Origin of the sequence: Sphingosinicella sp. (assembly GCF_013911755.1) — a bacterium.
GTDB lineage: Bacteria > Pseudomonadota > Alphaproteobacteria > Sphingomonadales > Sphingomonadaceae > Sphingosinicella.
The window spans coordinates 30808-45247 of the sequence record NZ_JACESP010000021.1; the positions used below are offsets into that span (position 1 = coordinate 30808).

A 14440-nucleotide genomic window follows, 5' to 3' on the forward strand; every position below is an offset into this window, starting at 1 on the left:
GCGGCTGAGACAGTCGGTCATCCGACTCGGGGGGAGGTTTCGTATGGCCTTTGTTTCACGCCGCGGTTTTCTGGGAACGGGCGCGGCGATTGCCGCACTTTCCGCATGTCGCCAGACGACAGCGGCAAAGGCGCCGCCCAGCAACTGGACTGATGCCGTTTCGCAGGCGAAGGCCGCCAGCGAGGGCAAGGTGCAGCCCGCCGCGCTTGTCGAGACCGCGATCAAACGGCTCGAAAGCGTGAACGGCAAGATCAACGCCGTGAAGTTTCCGAATTTCGAGCGCGCACGCGAAATCGCGGGAAACGGCGTGAAAGGCCCGCTGGCGGGCGTGCCGACGCTGATCAAGGACAATGTGCACCAGAAGGGCCTGCCCTACACGCAGGGGTGCCGGGCGCTCGCCGCGACGGTCGCCGACGAGACCGATGCGTACCCGGCCGCGATCGAGACGGCGGGGTTCGTTTCGATCGGCCGTTCGACGCTGCCCGAATTCGGCATCACCGCGACGACGGAGCCGCTGCTGACGGGCGTGACGCGGAATCCGTGGAACCTCGACCATTCGACGGGCGGCTCGTCGGGCGGCAGCGCGGCAGCCGTGGCGGCAGGCGTCGTGCCCATCGCACACGCCAATGACGGCGGCGGATCGATCCGTATTCCCGCGAGCTGCTGCGGGCTCGTGGGCCTCAAGCCTTCGCGGCGGCGCATGGCGGGCGATGCCGCATCGCCGGACGTGGCGACGCACCTTGGCGTCGAGGGCTGCGTTTCCCGCACCGTGCGCGACACGGCGGCGTGGTTCCATGCGACTCAGGCGCGGGGTGAAGGCGCCCCCTTCCCCGAAGCCCCGCTCGTCACGGGCCCTTCGAAGGACCGGCTGCGCGTCGGGCTTCGGCTCAACCACCCATCCGGAGGCCTTCCCGACGAGGACGTGCAGCGCGTGTTCGGCGAAGCCTCGGCGCTGCTCCAGAAGCTGGGGCACACGGTGAAGGACGTCCCCGCCCCTTACAAAGGCGACGTCGTGATCCCCGCCTTCATGAGCCTTTGGGAATCAGGCGCGGGTCAGGCCGTCGCCGAGATCACGAAAATGGCGCCGGGCGTCGACCCCGCGACACTCCTCGAACCGCTGACGCTCGGCATGGCCGCGCAGGCCGCGACCTACACGCCCGAGCATATGCAGGTCGCCTTCGCTGCGCTTGACGAAGCCATGGCGAGCTACCGGGCACAGTTCGGGGACATCGACATCTACATGACGCCGGTGCTCGGCAAGGCACCGGCACCGATTGGCTATATCGCCCCGACGATCCCCTGGATGGAGCAGCGCGACCGGCTGATCGCCTATGCGGGTTTCACGGGCATCGAGAACGTCGCGGGCGTTCCCTCCATCGGGCTCCCCATCGGCGAATCGAAGGATGGCCTGCCCATCGGCATCCAGTTCGCGACGGCGCCGGGAGGCGAGGCACGGCTCATCGCGCTTGCCTATGAACTCGAACGCGAACTTTTATGGTATGATCGCAGGCCCGGCGCGTGGGCCGGCGAAATCTGAAGTGAGTGGAGGCGGAATGCGCGTTATCGTCTGGTACAATCCCCGCTGCGGAACGGCCCGCAATGTGCGCGACTATCTGACCGAGCACGCCATTCCCTTCGACCTGCGTGAATATCTGGAGGATATACCGAGCCGCGCGGAAATCGAGGATGTGCTGCGGAAATCCGGCATGGCGGCGCACGAGCTGCTGCGCGCCAAGGAGCCGCTGGCGAAAGAGCTCGGCCTCCTCGAACCGGGCGTTTCCGAGGAGCACATCATCACCGCGATGCACGAGAACCCCATCCTCATCAACCGGCCGGTCGTGATCGACGGGAAGCGGGCCAAACTGTGCCGCCCTTCCGAGGTGATCGCGGAGTTTCTTCCGCCGCCGGACTTGCGGCGTCCCGGCAAAGCGCTGTAAGGCCCCCCACCCATTGAGGTCGGTGAGGGTCTCCCTATGCAACTCGTGATCGTCGAATCCCCGGCGAAGGCTAAGACGATCAACAAGTATCTGGGTTCGGACTACAAGGTCCTGGCCTCGTACGGCCATGTCCGCGACCTGCCGCCCAAGGACGGATCGGTCGATCCCGACCACGACTTCAGCATGAAGTGGGAGGTTTCCGCCGACCGGTCGCGACAGCTGAAAGAGATCGCCGACAGCGCGAAGACCGCCGACACGCTGATCCTCGCCACCGACCCCGATCGCGAGGGCGAGGCGATCAGCTGGCATCTTTACGAGCATCTGAAGGCGAAGAAGGCGCTGCCCGCAAAGGTGCAGCGCGTGACCTTCAACCAGATCACCAAGACCGCCGTGACGCAGGCGATGGCGGCGCCGCGCGAGCTCGACGCACCGCTCATCGACGCCTACCGTGCGCGGCGGGCACTCGACTATCTCGTGGGGTTCACGCTTTCCCCCGTGCTGTGGCGCAAGCTGCCGGGCGCGAAATCGGCGGGGCGCGTGCAATCGGTGGCGCTGCGGCTCGTGGTGGAACGCGAGCGCGAGATCGAAGCGTTCAAGACGCGCGAATACTGGACGGTCGACGGCCAGTTCCAGACCGCGACCGGGCAGGCGTTCACCGCGCGGCTGACGCACTGGCAGGGCAAGAAGCTCGACAAATTCTCGCTCAACAACTCGGCACTGGCGAACGAAGCGCGCGCCGACGTGGCCGCGGGCGATTATGTCGTCGCGTCGGTCGAGAAGAAGCCGGTGTCGCGGAATCCCGCCCCGCCCTTCACGACCTCGACGCTGCAACAGGAAGCGGCCCGCAAGCTGGGCCTTTCCGCGACGCAGACGATGCGGACCGCACAGACGCTGTATGAAAGCGGGCTCATCACCTACATGCGGACGGACGGCGTCGATATGGCGCCCGAAGCCATCGCCGCCGCGCGCGACGTGATCGCCGAGGATTTTTCGGGGCGCCACCTGCCCGAGAAGCCGCGCTTCTACACGACCAAGGCGAAGAACGCGCAGGAAGCGCACGAGGCGATCCGCCCCGTGGACATGCGCCGCCGCCCCGCGAAGGCTGGGCTTTCGGGCGACGAGGCCCGCCTTTACGAACTGGTCTGGAAGCGCACGCTCGCGAGCCAGATGGCCGCCGCGAACCTTGAGCGCACGACCGTGGACCTGAAAGACAAGAACGGCCGCGCCGATCTGCGCGCCACGGGCCAGGTGACGATCTTCCCCGGCTTCCTCGCGCTCTATCAGGAAACCGCCGACGATCCCGAAGACGAAGAGGGCGACGACGGCAAGCGCCTGCCCAAGATCGAAAAGGGCGACACGCCCGCGATTCAGGGCGCGCACGCCGACCAGCACTTCACCGAGCCGCCCCCGCGCTATTCGGAAGCGAGCCTTGTGAAGAAGATGGAGGAGCTCGGCATCGGGCGCCCCTCCACCTACGCCTCGATCCTGCAGGTTCTGAAGGACCGCGCCTATGTGCGGATCGAGCAGAAGCGCTTCCATCCCGAAGAGAAGGGACGGCTTGTCACCGCCTTCCTCGAACGCTTCTTCGAACGCTATGTGAGCTACGACTTCACGGCGGGGCTTGAGGAACAGCTCGACGAGATTTCCGCCGGGAGCATCGACTGGACGGCGGTGCTGCACGCCTTCTGGAAGGACTTCCAGCCGAAGACCGCCGAAATCCTGGAGCTGAAACCCTCCGAGGTGACGACGGCGCTCGACGAATTCCTCGCGCCGCTGCTGTTTCCCGACGCGGGCGACGGCAAGGATCCGCGCGTCTGCCCGGTGTGCGGCGACGGACGGCTGAGCCTGAAGACGGGCAAGTTCGGCGCCTTCGTCGGCTGCTCCAACTACCCCGAGTGCCGTTTCACACGGCCCTTCGCGAGCGAGAACGGCAACGGCGGCACGGGCGAAGGCGGCGACCAGCCGCGCTTGCTCGGTGAGGATGCGGGCGAGCCGATTACGATCCGCTCGGGACGCTTCGGCCTCTTCATCCAGCGCGGCGAGGGCGAGAAGCCGCCGCGCGCCTCGATCCCGAAGGACGTGGACGCGGCGACGATCGAACTCGACATGGCGGTGAAGCTGCTCGCGCTGCCGCGCGAGGTCGGGACGCACCCCGAGACGGGAACGCCGATCACCGCCTCGATCGGGCGCTATGGCCCGTATCTGATGCACGACGGCAAGTATGCGCGGCTCACCTCCACCGCCGAGGTGTTCGAGATCGGCATGAATGCCGCCGTCGTGAAGCTCGCCGAGCAGAAGAAGGGCTTCGAGCGCAAGGCGCCCGCCGCGCTGAAGGAACTCGGCGCGCACCCGACATCGGGCGCGACGCTGAAGGTGATGGACGGCCGCTACGGCGCCTATGTGACCGACGGCACGACCAACGCGACGCTGCCCAAGGGCACCGACCCGCAGGCGCTGACGCTGGACGCCGCCGCGACGATGATCGACGAGAAGGCCGCCAAGGGGCCGGCGAAGGGCAAGGGCAAGCGGAAGGCTCCGGCGAAGGCGGGCGCGGCGAAAAAACCTGCGGCGAAGAAGGCCCCCGCCAAGACGAAGGCGGCGAAGTAGCCGCCATGGCCGAGCGATTCGAACGTCACAAACAGCCTTGGACCGCCGCCGAGATCGACAAGCTGCATACGCTGGCGAAGAAGGGCATGGCGCTGAAAGCCATCGCCAAGGCGCTGACCCGCAGCGAGGAATCTGTGAAGGATCGCGCCAAGGCGGACGGGCTCAGCATCGCGCGGTTGCGATAGCGCGGGTACTGACATTGCGGTTGTGCGTCCCTCGACTTCGCTCGGGATGAAGGGCCTTTGTACCCGGTAAAAACGTGCATCATCCCGAGCGAAGTCGAGGGACGCACGAGGTCTATGTCCATCTTGACCCTCACTTCCACAGCCGCCAAATAAACCCCGCGAGGCCACGTCCTCCCCCTTCATGGGTAGAAGTCCGGGACGGCCCGGCTCTTTTGAAGAGGAGCGCCGTCATGGCCTGGGTGTATCTTGGAATTGCGGGACTGCTGGAGGTCGTCTGGGCCTTTTCGATGAAGCAGTCCGAAGGGTTCACGCGGCTTGCGCCCAGCATCATCACCATCATCGCGATGATCGCGAGTTTTGCCTTGCTGTCGATCTCGATGAAGTCGCTGCCGCTCGGCACGGCTTATACAGTCTGGACGGGGATCGGTGCGGTGGGTGCGTTTCTTGTGGGCGTCGCGGTGCTCGGCGAGAGCGTCAGCCCGATGCGGGTGCTCGCGGCCGGGCTGATCGTCGGCGGGCTGGTATTGATGAAGCTTTCGGAACGGTAGGGGGTTGCCGCTGAGGGCCGAAGGCCCGACATGAGGGGGAATGGCGAAACGACCCACCCCCGGCCTCCCCACCCGCGAACAGATCCTGAGCTTCGTCGCGGAGTCCCCTTCTCCCGTCGGCAAGCGCGAGATCGCCAAGGCGTTCGGGCTGACCGCGCAGGACAAGATCTTGCTGAAGGCGATGCTGAAGGACATGGCGAACGAGGGCCTGCTCGACAGCGGGCCGGGCCGCGCCTTCCACAAGGGCGGCGGACTGCCGAAGGTGACGGTGCTGAAGATCGTCGGCATCGAGGGCGGACGCGCGGTCGCAGTGCCGGAAAGCTGGGCGAACGATACGCCCGCGCCGAAGGTGCGCGTCGTCGAGGGCCGGAAACGTGCGGCGCTGGCGGTGGGCGACCGCATCCTCGCGCGCATCGAGGAGACGGGGCGCGGGCACCTTGCCCATGTGATGAAGAAGATCGGCGCGTCTTCCGAAGATGCGCTGCTCGGCGTGCTGCGGCGCGATGCTTCGGGCTGGTTTCTCGTGCCGACGGACAAGCGGCTTCGATTCGACCTCAAGATCACCGATATTGGCGAGGCGGACGCGGGCGACCTCGTGCTCGCCGAACAATCGGGCCGCGGGGCGCGCGCGACCGGCCGCGTCGTGCAGCGGCTCGGCGATCCGATGGCGCCGCGCAGCTTCTCGCTGATCGCGATTCACGAAAAGGGTATTCCGCACACGTTTTCCGAGGAAGCGCTCGCCGAAGCGGAAAAGGCCGCGAAGCTGCCGCTAGGGGCCCGCGAAGACCTGCGCGACCTGCCGCTCCTCACCATCGACCCCGCCGACGCGCGCGACCATGACGACGCGGTGTGGGCGGCTGCGGACGACGATCCCGGCAATCCGGGCGGCTTCAAGGCGATCGTCGCGATCGCCGACGTCAGCTTCTACGTGCGCCCGGGCACCGCGATCGATCGCGAGGCGCGCGAACGGGGGAACAGCGTCTACTTCCCCGATCAAGTGGTGCCGATGCTGCCCGAGGCGCTCTCGACCGATGCGTGCTCGCTGAACGCGAACGAAGACAAGGCGGTGCTCGCCTGCCACCTGACGATCGCGCGCGACGGCACGGTGAAAGACTGGCGCTTTACGCGCGCGGTGATGCACGGCGTCGCGAACCTCGCCTACGAGACGGTGCAGGAGGCGATCGACGGGAAGATCGAGCACGCGCTGACGGAGAGCGTTCTGCGGCCGCTGTGGGCAGCCTGGACCGCGCTCAAGTCCGCGCGCGACAGGCGCGATCCGCTGGCGCTCAACATGCCGGAGCGGCGCGTGATCCTCGACGAGAAGGGCCGGATCGCGGAAATCCGTGTGCGCGAGCAGCTTCCGGCGCATCAGCTGATCGAGGACTTCATGATCGCGGCGAACGTCGCGGCGGCGAAGGCGCTGGAGGCGAAGACGTCGCCGGTCGTCTACCGCGTGCACGAGCGGCCGAGCCGGGAAAAGCTGGTGACGCTGTCCGATTACGTGAAGTCGCTGGGGCTCAGTCTGTCGCTCGGGCAAGTGGTGACGCCGACGACGTTCAACCGGCTGCTGGCGCGGATCACCGAGCCGGCGCTGCTCGAACAGGTTTCCGAGCAGGTGCTGCGCAGCCAGGCACAGGCGTTCTACGGCACCGACAACCTCGGCCACTTCGGGCTCGCGCTCGGCAGCTACGCGCACTTCACCTCACCGATCCGGCGCTATTCGGACACGCTCGTCCACCGGGCGCTGGTGCGGGCGTACAAGATCGGCGAGGGCGGGCTGACCGACGAGGAAATGCGCGCCCTGCCCCGCACCGCCGAGCATATCTCGATGACCGAGCGGCGCGCGATGGAAGCGGAGCGCGACACGATCGACCGATACGTTGCGGCGTATCTCGCGCAACATGTGGGGCAGATCGTCCGCACGCGGATCAGTGGGGTGACGCGCTTCGGGCTGTTCGCGAGCGTCGAGGGCGTGGGCGGCGACGGGCTGATCCCGATGTCGATGCTGGGCGCCGAGCGCTTCCACTTCGACGAGGCGACCAAGACGATCGAAGGGCTGATGACGGGGGTGACCTATCACGTGGGGCAGCGGCTTGAGCTGCGGCTGGCCGATGCGAACCCGATCAGCGGGGCGCTGCGCTTCGAGTTTCCCGATGGGCCAGCGCCGCGGGCGGGCAATCGACCACCGCCGCGCAAGGGGCGTCCTCCGCTGCCGAAGGGCACGGGCAAGGTGAGACGGAGACGGTAGGACTTACGCCGCGTCGAGCAGGCGGAACATGCGGTCGATGCGCGGCTGGAGCGTGGTGACGCTGGCCAGCGTTTCCTCGGCCGCGTGAACCTCGGCCGCGAAATCATTGAAACCGAACGCCTTCGCGAGACCTTTCAGCGAATGCAGCTGTCGCCGCACTTCGCCGTGGCTCCCCGCGAGCAAGAGCAGCTGGATGTCCTCCAGCTTGTCGGACAGCTCCTGATGCAGCGATTCGAAGTCTTCGTCGATCATGCCCGAAGGCTAGTGGGAAAGTCGTTAGAACAGGGTTAAGCACGCGCCATGTCGATCAGCCTTCTCGGATTCGCCTGGGACGCCAGTTCGTCCTACGCGCGCGGCGCGGCACTCGCGCCTTCGGTGGTACGCGGATTGCTGTTCAGCGAGGCCTCCAGCCCCTACAGCATCGACGGCGTCGACCTCGCGGACGCGTTCGGCGACCGGCACTTTCCCGACCTGCCCGAGGACGCCGCAGAGGCGCGCGCGATCATGACCGCCACGGTTGCCGCCGCGCTGAAAGCCGGCCGGCGGCCGCTCAGCATCGGCGGCGATCATTCGGTGACCTATCCGATCCTCAGCGCCATGAAGGCCGCGCACGGGCCGGTGAACGTGCTGCATGTCGATGCGCACCCAGACCTTTACGAGGACCTTGGCGGCGACCGCTATTCGCACGCCTGCCCGTTCGCACGCGCCCTCGACGACGGCTGCATCGCCAATCTCGTGCAGGTGGGCATCCGCAGCGCAACGCCGCAGCAGCGCGCGCGGAGCGCGGCGGCGGGCGGCGTGATGCTGGGCGCCGACGCATGGGACTGCGTGCCGTGGGAGCGGCTGCAGGGGCCGGTCTACGTCTCGATCGACCTCGACGGGCTCGACCCGGCGTTCGCGCCCGGCGTCTCCCACCCCGAACCCGGCGGGCTTTCGACGCGCGAACTGCTGACGCTGATCGCGCGCGTGCCGGGCGAGATCGTGGGCGCCGACGTCGTCGAGCTGAACCCCGAGCGCGATATCGGGATGCTGACGGCGGGCGTTGCGGTGCGCCTCGTCAAGGAACTGGCCGCCAGAATGCTGTGACGCCGCTTGACTCAGGGGCGCGTTTTCGGCATTAGCCCGCCCGTAAGCGCGGCGCTAAAGACGCCGCGTTCTTTTTTGAACCACCAGAGATCAAGCGCAAGGACTGCCGCGCCATGGCCAAACCAACGACCGTCAAGATCAAGCTCGTCAGCACGGCCGACACCGGCTTCTTCTACGTGACGAAGAAGAATCCGCGCACGCAGACCGAGAAGTTCACCTTCCGCAAGTACGATCCCGTCGTGCGCAAGCATGTCGAGTTCAAGGAAGCGAAGATCAAGTAAGGCGGCACGGCCGCCTTCCCTTTCCGCCGGCCGCTCTAGGCGTATTGGCGGACGGTTTCGATAAAGCGCATCACCGAGATCGGCTTGGCGATATACGCCTCGCAGCCGCCGGCCTTGATGCGCTCTTCATCGCCTTTCATCGCAAACGCCGTGACCGCGACGACGGGAATGTCGCTCAGCGCCGCGTCGCTTTTCAGCCAGCCGGTGACCTCCAGCCCCGAGACTTCGGGAAGCTGGATATCCATGAGGATCAGGTCGGGGCGGTCCGCGCGCACCAGATCGGGCACGCTGCGCCCGTCGCGCGTTTTCATCGTGCGATAGCCGTGTGCTTCCAGAAGGTCGCAGAACAGCTTCATATTGAGGTCGTTATCCTCGACGACGAGGACGGTTTTCTGCATGGTGCCCTCTTCGCAAGCCCTGCCGCGCATTTAGCCCCGCGAACCGGCTTGCTGAACAATCGCCTTGGCGAATGGTTGATACAATCCTAATTGTCCAGAGTTAATGACCTCTTACCAATCTGCCCTAACGCGCGAGGAGGCCGAAGTGATGGCGCTGCACGCCCTGGCGTGGGTTGCGAGCGACGAACGGCTTGGACCACGCCTGCTGGCGCTGACCGGTCTTGACGCGGCAACGCTGAGGGCGCGGGCCGGAAGCGCGGAAATTCTCGGCGCAACGCTCGATTTCCTTGCCGCACACGAGGCTGACTTCATCGCCTGTGCCGAAGCGATCGGCACCGAACCCGCCCGGCTCGCGGCGGCGCGCGGGAGGCTCGGGCAATGACGAAGCCACTTCTCATCTGCGACTGCGACGAGGTGCTGCTGCACTTCGCAGGGCCGTTTCGCACCTATCTTGACACCGCGCACGCGCTTGAGCTCAACTTCGAAAGCTTCGCGCTTTCGGGCAACATCCGGCGCAAGGCGGATGGCAGCCTCATCGAACGCAAGGACATCGGCGCGCTCGTCGACGGCTTCTTCGCGAACGCCATGGAGGGCCAGTCGGTGGTGGAAGGCGCGGTCGAGGCGCTCGGCGTCCTTTCCGGCCACTACGAAATCGTCATCCTCACCAACATCCGCGACACTTACCGCGACCGCCGCCGCGCGCAGATCGCCGCGCTCGGGATGCCCTTCCCCGTCTATGTGAACGATGGCCCGAAAGGCCCTGCCGTCACCACGCTGATGCGCGAACACGGCCGGGACGCCGCCGTTTTCATCGACGACTTGCCCCCGCACCATAGTTCGGTAAAGCGGGACGCGCCGCACGTGCACCGGCTGCACATGGTCGCCGATCCGGAGCTGAGACCTCTGATCCCGGCCGCAGACGATGCGCACGCACGGATCGATATCTGGTCTCAGGCATTACCGTATCTGCTCAGGCAGACGGCGCCGTAACGACCCGACGGGCAATGAAAGGGAATCTCCGGTCATGAGTATTGAAGCGCGTCTCGCCGAACTTGGAATCACGCTGCCGAAAGCCTCCGCGCCCGCGGCGAACTATGTGCCTACGGTTCTGCATGGAAACACGCTCTACATCTCCGGCCAGATCCCCTTCCGCGAGGACGGCACGCTCGTGCTCGGACGGCTTGGTGAAGACATGGACGTCGCGGCCGGCCAGGCGACCGCGCGGCTCTGCGGCATCGGCATCCTTGCGCAGGCCCAGGCTGCGCTGGGCAGCCTCGACCGCATCGAGCGCGTATTGAAGCTTGGCGCGTTCGTTTCGAGCACGGCGAATTTCTTCGACCAGCCGAAGGTTGCCAACGGATGCAGCGATCTTATGGTCGAGGTTCTGGGAGACGCGGGGCGGCACGCGCGGAGCGCGGTGGGCGTCCCTGCGCTGCCGCTCGGCGTCGCCGTCGAGATCGACGCCGTGATTGCCGTGAAGGTCTGAACGGAGCCAGATGCTGCGAAACACACCCCGCGATCTCGAGTTTCTCACCCGCCATCCCTTTGCGCACAGGGGGCTGCACGGCGCGCCGGGTGTGCCCGAGAACAGCAGGGCAGCGTTCGAACGTGCGATCGCCGCAGGCTATGGCATCGAGCTCGATGTCCGGCGCACGGCAGACAAGGACGCGGTGGTGTTTCACGATGCCGAGCTGCCCCGCCTCGTCAACGCCGGCGGGCGCATCGCCGATCTGACCGTCGGCGAACTGGCCGCATTCCGCCTTTCGGGGACTGACGAAACCATCCGCACGCTGCGCGAGGTGCTGAGCGAGATCGGCGGGCGCGCGCCAACGCTGGTGGAAGTGAAGTCTCCGGGTCGGCGCGGCTATGGCAGCCTTTGCCGCGCGGTGCGCCGTGCGCTGGAAGGCGCAAACGGCTGGACGGCAGTGATGTCGTTCGATCCGCGCATCGTGCGCTGGTTCCGCGAGCACAGCCCGCACACCGTGCGCGGGCTCGTCGTGAGCAAGGAAGGCCGCGGGAATACCGGCGTTCGGGGCTGGCTTTCGCGCAACCTCGCGGTTCGCAGCGCGAAGCCGCACTTCCTTGCCTTCGACATTAATTCGCTGCCCTGCGGCTTTGCTGAACGCCAGCGCCGCAAGGGCCTCCCGGTACTGACCTGGACGGTGCGGGGTGAGGAAGCGCGCGCACGGGCCGCCGTGCACGCCGACCAGATCATCTTCGAGGATACCCCGGGACACGCATGACCGGCACGCCGGCGACTTTCCGGATCGTGACATCGGCCGCGGACATTTCCGCGGCCGACTGGAACGCCTGCGCGGGGGACAACAACCCGTTCACGCTGCACGCCTTCATCAGCGCGCTGGAGGATTCGGGGAGCGCGGTTGCCGCTGCAGGGTGGCAGGCGGCGCACGCGGTACTGGAAGATGCGAACGGCGCCATTCTCGGCATCGCGCCCGCCTATGCGAAATCACACTCGCAGGGCGAATATGTGTTCGACCACGGCTGGGCGGACGCGTTCGAGCGCGCGGGCGGGCGCTATTATCCCAAATATCAGATGGCGGTGCCGTTCACGCCCGCAACCGGCCCGCGCCTGCTCTTGCAGGATACCGCCCACGCGCCCGCGCTGATCGCCGGGATCACGCAATTCTGCGCGCGCCAGCAGATCTCGTCCGCGCACGCCACGTTCATCGCGCCCGAGCAGGTGCCGCTGTTCGCGGACGCGGGCTGGCTGATCCGGCACACCGAACAGTTCCACTGGCACAACGCGGGATACGGCACATTCGAGGATTTCCTCGGCAGCCTCGCCTCGCGCAAGCGCAAGACCATCCGTCGCGAACGGCGGGAGGCGGCGGAAAGCGGCCTTCGCATCGTGGCACTTTCGGGTGCGGACATACGCGAGACGCACTGGGACGCGTTCTGGCACTTCTATCAGGACACCGGCAGCCGCAAATGGGGCCAACCCTACCTGACCCGCGCCTTCTTCAGCCTGATCGGCGCACGCATGGCCGAGCGCGTGCTGCTGGTGCTGGCGATGGACGGCGACACGCCCGTGGCGGGCGCGCTGAACTTCATCGGCGGGGACTGCCTCTACGGGCGCTACTGGGGCGCAGTGCGCGACCTGCCCTTCCTGCACTTCGAACTCTGCTACTATCAGGCCATCGACTACGCGATCACGCATGGCCTCGCCCGCGTCGAGGCGGGCGCGCAGGGGCCGCACAAGCTCGCACGGGGCTATGTGCCGGTGGTGACGACCTCCGCGCACCATATCCAGCATCCAGGGCTGCGGCGGGCCATCGAGGACTATCTGGAGCGCGAACGCCCGGCGATTGCCGCGGACATCCGCGCGATGGAGAGCTTCACGCCCTACCGGCGCGGTTCATAAAGCCGGGCACAGGCGCGGCCCGCCTGCTTCGCGGCATAGAGCGCTACGTCCGCCGCCTTGACGAAATCCGCCGCGTTTGCCGCGTGATCGGGATAGAAAGCCACGCCTACGCTTGCCGTGCTCTCGCCGGGCTCCTCGCCGCCTGTCGTTCCGGCATGAACCGCCTGCGCCGCAAGCGCCATCACATCCTCGCCGTGCCGCCCGGCATCGGGAAGGATGATCGCGAACTCATCGCCGCCGAGCCGCGCGACCGAACCGCCGGGGAACGCATCGCGCAGGCGCCGTGCCGCGCGGCGCAGCAACGCATCGCCCACGTCATGGCCGAAGCCGTCGTTGACCGCCTTGAAGTGATCGAGGTCGAACAGCATCAGCGCCATCCGGCCGCCCCGCGCGTCGGTTTCCCGCATCGCAGCGAGCAGCAGCTCCTGGAAACGCCCCCGGTTGGGAAGCTCGGTGAGCACATCGTGCGCGGCGAGCCAGCGCAGGCGATCGTCGCGTTCGCGCTGCTCGGTCATGTCGGTGCGCGTCCCGATCATGCGGAGCGCCTTTCCGTTCGCATCGCGCTCGACGACGCGGCCGCGCTCTGCCACCCACACCCATCCGCCATCCTTGCAGCGCAGGCGATGCTCGAGGTTCACCATCGGTTGCTCGCCCTTGAGGCACGCGGTGATGCTGCGGCTATGCTCTGCGAGATCGTCCGGGTGGATATAATCGGCGAAGCCGGCGGCGTGGCCCTTCACCTCCTCGCTCGCATAGCCCTGAATCGCGAGCGCGCTGTCGCTGAGCCAGACATCGCCCGACACGATATCCCAGTCCCACACGCCGACGCGGGTACCGTCGAGCGCGAGCGACAGGCGGGTTTCGAGCCCCTGAAGCGTCTCGGTTGCAGCCTGACGCTCGCTGACATCGATGACTGCGCCGACGTAGCCGTCGTAATCCCCGGTCTCGTTGAAGCGCGGGGCGCCCACGTTGAGTACCCAGGCGATCGATCCGTCGGCGCGCTGGGTGCGATATTCGACGGCGTAGCGTTCGCGGCGGTCGGTTGCGGCGATCAGTTGCTCCGCCACGCGGCGGCGATCGTCGGGGTGGACCGTCGCGATCCAGTTGCCGAGATCGTGCTGGCGCGTGCCCGTGAGGTCGTACCAGTTGTCGGAGATGAAGGTGACGTTGCGCCGCTCGTCAGCCATCCAGATGACGATGGGGAGCGATGCGGAAAGTTGCCGGAACTGGGTTTCGTAACGCTTGCGGAGTGCCTTTTCGCGGGCCAGTTCGGCGCGCAGCGTGGCAAGCTCGTCTTCACGCGACTCGGAAGGCTTTGCAGGAAATGCTTTGATTTCCGATACTTTTCCAGACAACCGCGTCGCCAAGGCGCCAGTCCCCCTGCTGCTTACGACAGCAGATATAGCAAGCGGCCATTTCGCTTTATTTGCAAGCCCCAAGCGCCTGATTTCTCAGGCTTGCAGTGATTCGGACCAGGCCTAGTGGCGTGTCTGCATCAGGAATGCGCGCGCCTCGCGCTGTGCCGCGGCGACCTCGGCGGGCGTCATCGACGCCGCGACCTCGCTGCGATCAAGCTGGGCGCGCTCATCGCCCGACATGGCGGCGAGGTTGAACCACTTGTGCGCTTCGACGAGGTCAATATCGACGCCGTTCCTGCCGACCGCATACGCGACGCCAAGCTCGTAATACGCGTCCGGCTTGCCGGCCATCGCCGCCGCCATCTGCGCGTGAAGAAACTGGACTTCAGAGACCGGATGACTTGCCATTC

Annotated in this window: 17 protein-coding genes; 13 read left to right on the forward strand and 4 right to left on the reverse strand. The window is 66.6% G+C overall.

Translation table 11 applies throughout. The features are described 5' to 3' along the window. Positions 1–43 precede the first annotated feature (43 nt). From H2052_RS13915 to rnr, 6 genes are all read left to right on the forward strand, one after another. Entirely contained in the window at positions 44–1537 is a 1494-nt protein-coding gene (locus tag H2052_RS13915; protein ID WP_293782734.1) for an amidase, read from the forward strand. A 16-nt stretch (positions 1538–1553) separates the two neighbouring features. Continuing rightward, entirely contained in the window at positions 1554–1937 is a 384-nt protein-coding gene (locus H2052_RS13920) for an arsenate reductase family protein (RefSeq protein ID WP_293782736.1), read from the forward strand. A gap of 36 nt (positions 1938–1973) precedes the next feature. Beyond that, positions 1974–4544 (forward strand): type I DNA topoisomerase, encoded by a 2571-nt coding sequence (gene topA / locus H2052_RS13925; protein ID WP_293782738.1) that lies wholly within the window; start codon positions 1974–1976, stop codon positions 4542–4544. 5 nt (positions 4545–4549) lie between these two features. Continuing rightward, positions 4550–4729 carry a hypothetical protein gene (locus tag H2052_RS13930; RefSeq protein WP_121047770.1) on the forward strand — a complete coding sequence of 60 codons (180 nt, stop codon included), beginning with the start codon at positions 4550–4552 and terminating at the stop codon, positions 4727–4729. Between the two features lie 230 nt (positions 4730–4959). Next, positions 4960–5277: a quaternary ammonium compound efflux SMR transporter SugE gene (gene sugE, locus H2052_RS13935; RefSeq protein ID WP_293782744.1), complete on the forward strand. Its 318-nt coding sequence runs from the start codon at positions 4960–4962 to the stop codon at positions 5275–5277. Between the two features lie 40 nt (positions 5278–5317). Continuing rightward, entirely contained in the window at positions 5318–7525 is a 2208-nt protein-coding gene (gene rnr / locus H2052_RS13940) for a ribonuclease R (RefSeq protein WP_293782747.1), read from the forward strand. A 3-nt stretch (positions 7526–7528) separates the two neighbouring features. On the opposite strand, the gene H2052_RS13945 is transcribed toward rnr, so the two are convergent. Further along, the gene (locus tag H2052_RS13945) at positions 7529–7777 is read right to left on the reverse strand and encodes an Hpt domain-containing protein (protein ID WP_293782750.1); all 249 of its coding nucleotides are present in this window, start codon (positions 7775–7777) and stop codon (positions 7529–7531) included. Between the two features lie 48 nt (positions 7778–7825). Between H2052_RS13945 and H2052_RS13950 the strand changes: the two genes are divergently transcribed. After that, positions 7826–8611, forward strand: a complete 786-nt coding sequence (locus H2052_RS13950; RefSeq protein WP_293782753.1) for an agmatinase family protein — start codon at positions 7826–7828, stop codon at positions 8609–8611. Between the two features lie 113 nt (positions 8612–8724). After that, on the forward strand, positions 8725–8892 hold the full coding sequence (gene rpmG, locus H2052_RS13955) for a 50S ribosomal protein L33 (RefSeq protein WP_157174781.1): 168 nt from the start codon (positions 8725–8727) through the stop codon (positions 8890–8892). A gap of 35 nt (positions 8893–8927) precedes the next feature. Here the strand turns inward: rpmG and H2052_RS13960 are convergent, their stop codons facing one another. Then, positions 8928–9290, reverse strand: coding sequence for a response regulator (locus H2052_RS13960; protein ID WP_121047763.1), 363 nt, complete (start codon positions 9288–9290; stop codon positions 8928–8930). 103 nt (positions 9291–9393) lie between these two features. Here H2052_RS13960 and H2052_RS13965 point away from each other — a divergent pair, with 103 nt between their 5' ends. Genes H2052_RS13965 through H2052_RS13985 form a run of 5 tightly spaced genes read left to right on the forward strand, consistent with a single transcriptional unit; the run spans position 9394 to position 12672 of the window. Then, entirely contained in the window at positions 9394–9672 is a 279-nt protein-coding gene (locus H2052_RS13965) for a DUF3572 domain-containing protein (protein ID WP_293782763.1), read from the forward strand. Then, a complete protein-coding gene (locus tag H2052_RS13970; RefSeq protein ID WP_293782765.1) occupies positions 9669–10280 on the forward strand; it encodes an HAD family hydrolase in 612 nt (203 codons plus the stop codon). The genes H2052_RS13965 and H2052_RS13970 overlap by 4 nt, the downstream gene beginning before the upstream one ends. Before the next feature lie 34 nt (positions 10281–10314). After that, the gene (locus H2052_RS13975; protein ID WP_293782767.1) at positions 10315–10776 is read left to right on the forward strand and encodes a RidA family protein; all 462 of its coding nucleotides are present in this window, start codon (positions 10315–10317) and stop codon (positions 10774–10776) included. Between the two features lie 10 nt (positions 10777–10786). After that, positions 10787–11533: a glycerophosphodiester phosphodiesterase family protein gene (locus H2052_RS13980; RefSeq protein WP_293782769.1), complete on the forward strand. Its 747-nt coding sequence runs from the start codon at positions 10787–10789 to the stop codon at positions 11531–11533. Further along, positions 11530–12672, forward strand: a complete 1143-nt coding sequence (locus H2052_RS13985) for a GNAT family N-acetyltransferase (RefSeq protein WP_293782771.1) — start codon at positions 11530–11532, stop codon at positions 12670–12672. Before H2052_RS13980 ends, H2052_RS13985 begins: the two co-directional genes overlap by 4 nt. On the opposite strand, the gene H2052_RS13990 is transcribed toward H2052_RS13985, so the two are convergent. Both H2052_RS13990 and H2052_RS13995 read right to left on the reverse strand, forming a co-directional pair. Continuing rightward, entirely contained in the window at positions 12654–14039 is a 1386-nt protein-coding gene (locus H2052_RS13990) for a PAS domain-containing protein (RefSeq protein WP_293782773.1), read from the reverse strand. The genes H2052_RS13985 and H2052_RS13990 overlap by 19 nt on opposite strands. A 111-nt stretch (positions 14040–14150) precedes the next feature. After that, positions 14151–14438, reverse strand: coding sequence for an SEL1-like repeat protein (locus H2052_RS13995; RefSeq protein ID WP_293782775.1), 288 nt, complete (start codon positions 14436–14438; stop codon positions 14151–14153). Between the last annotated feature and the right edge of the window lie 2 nt (positions 14439–14440).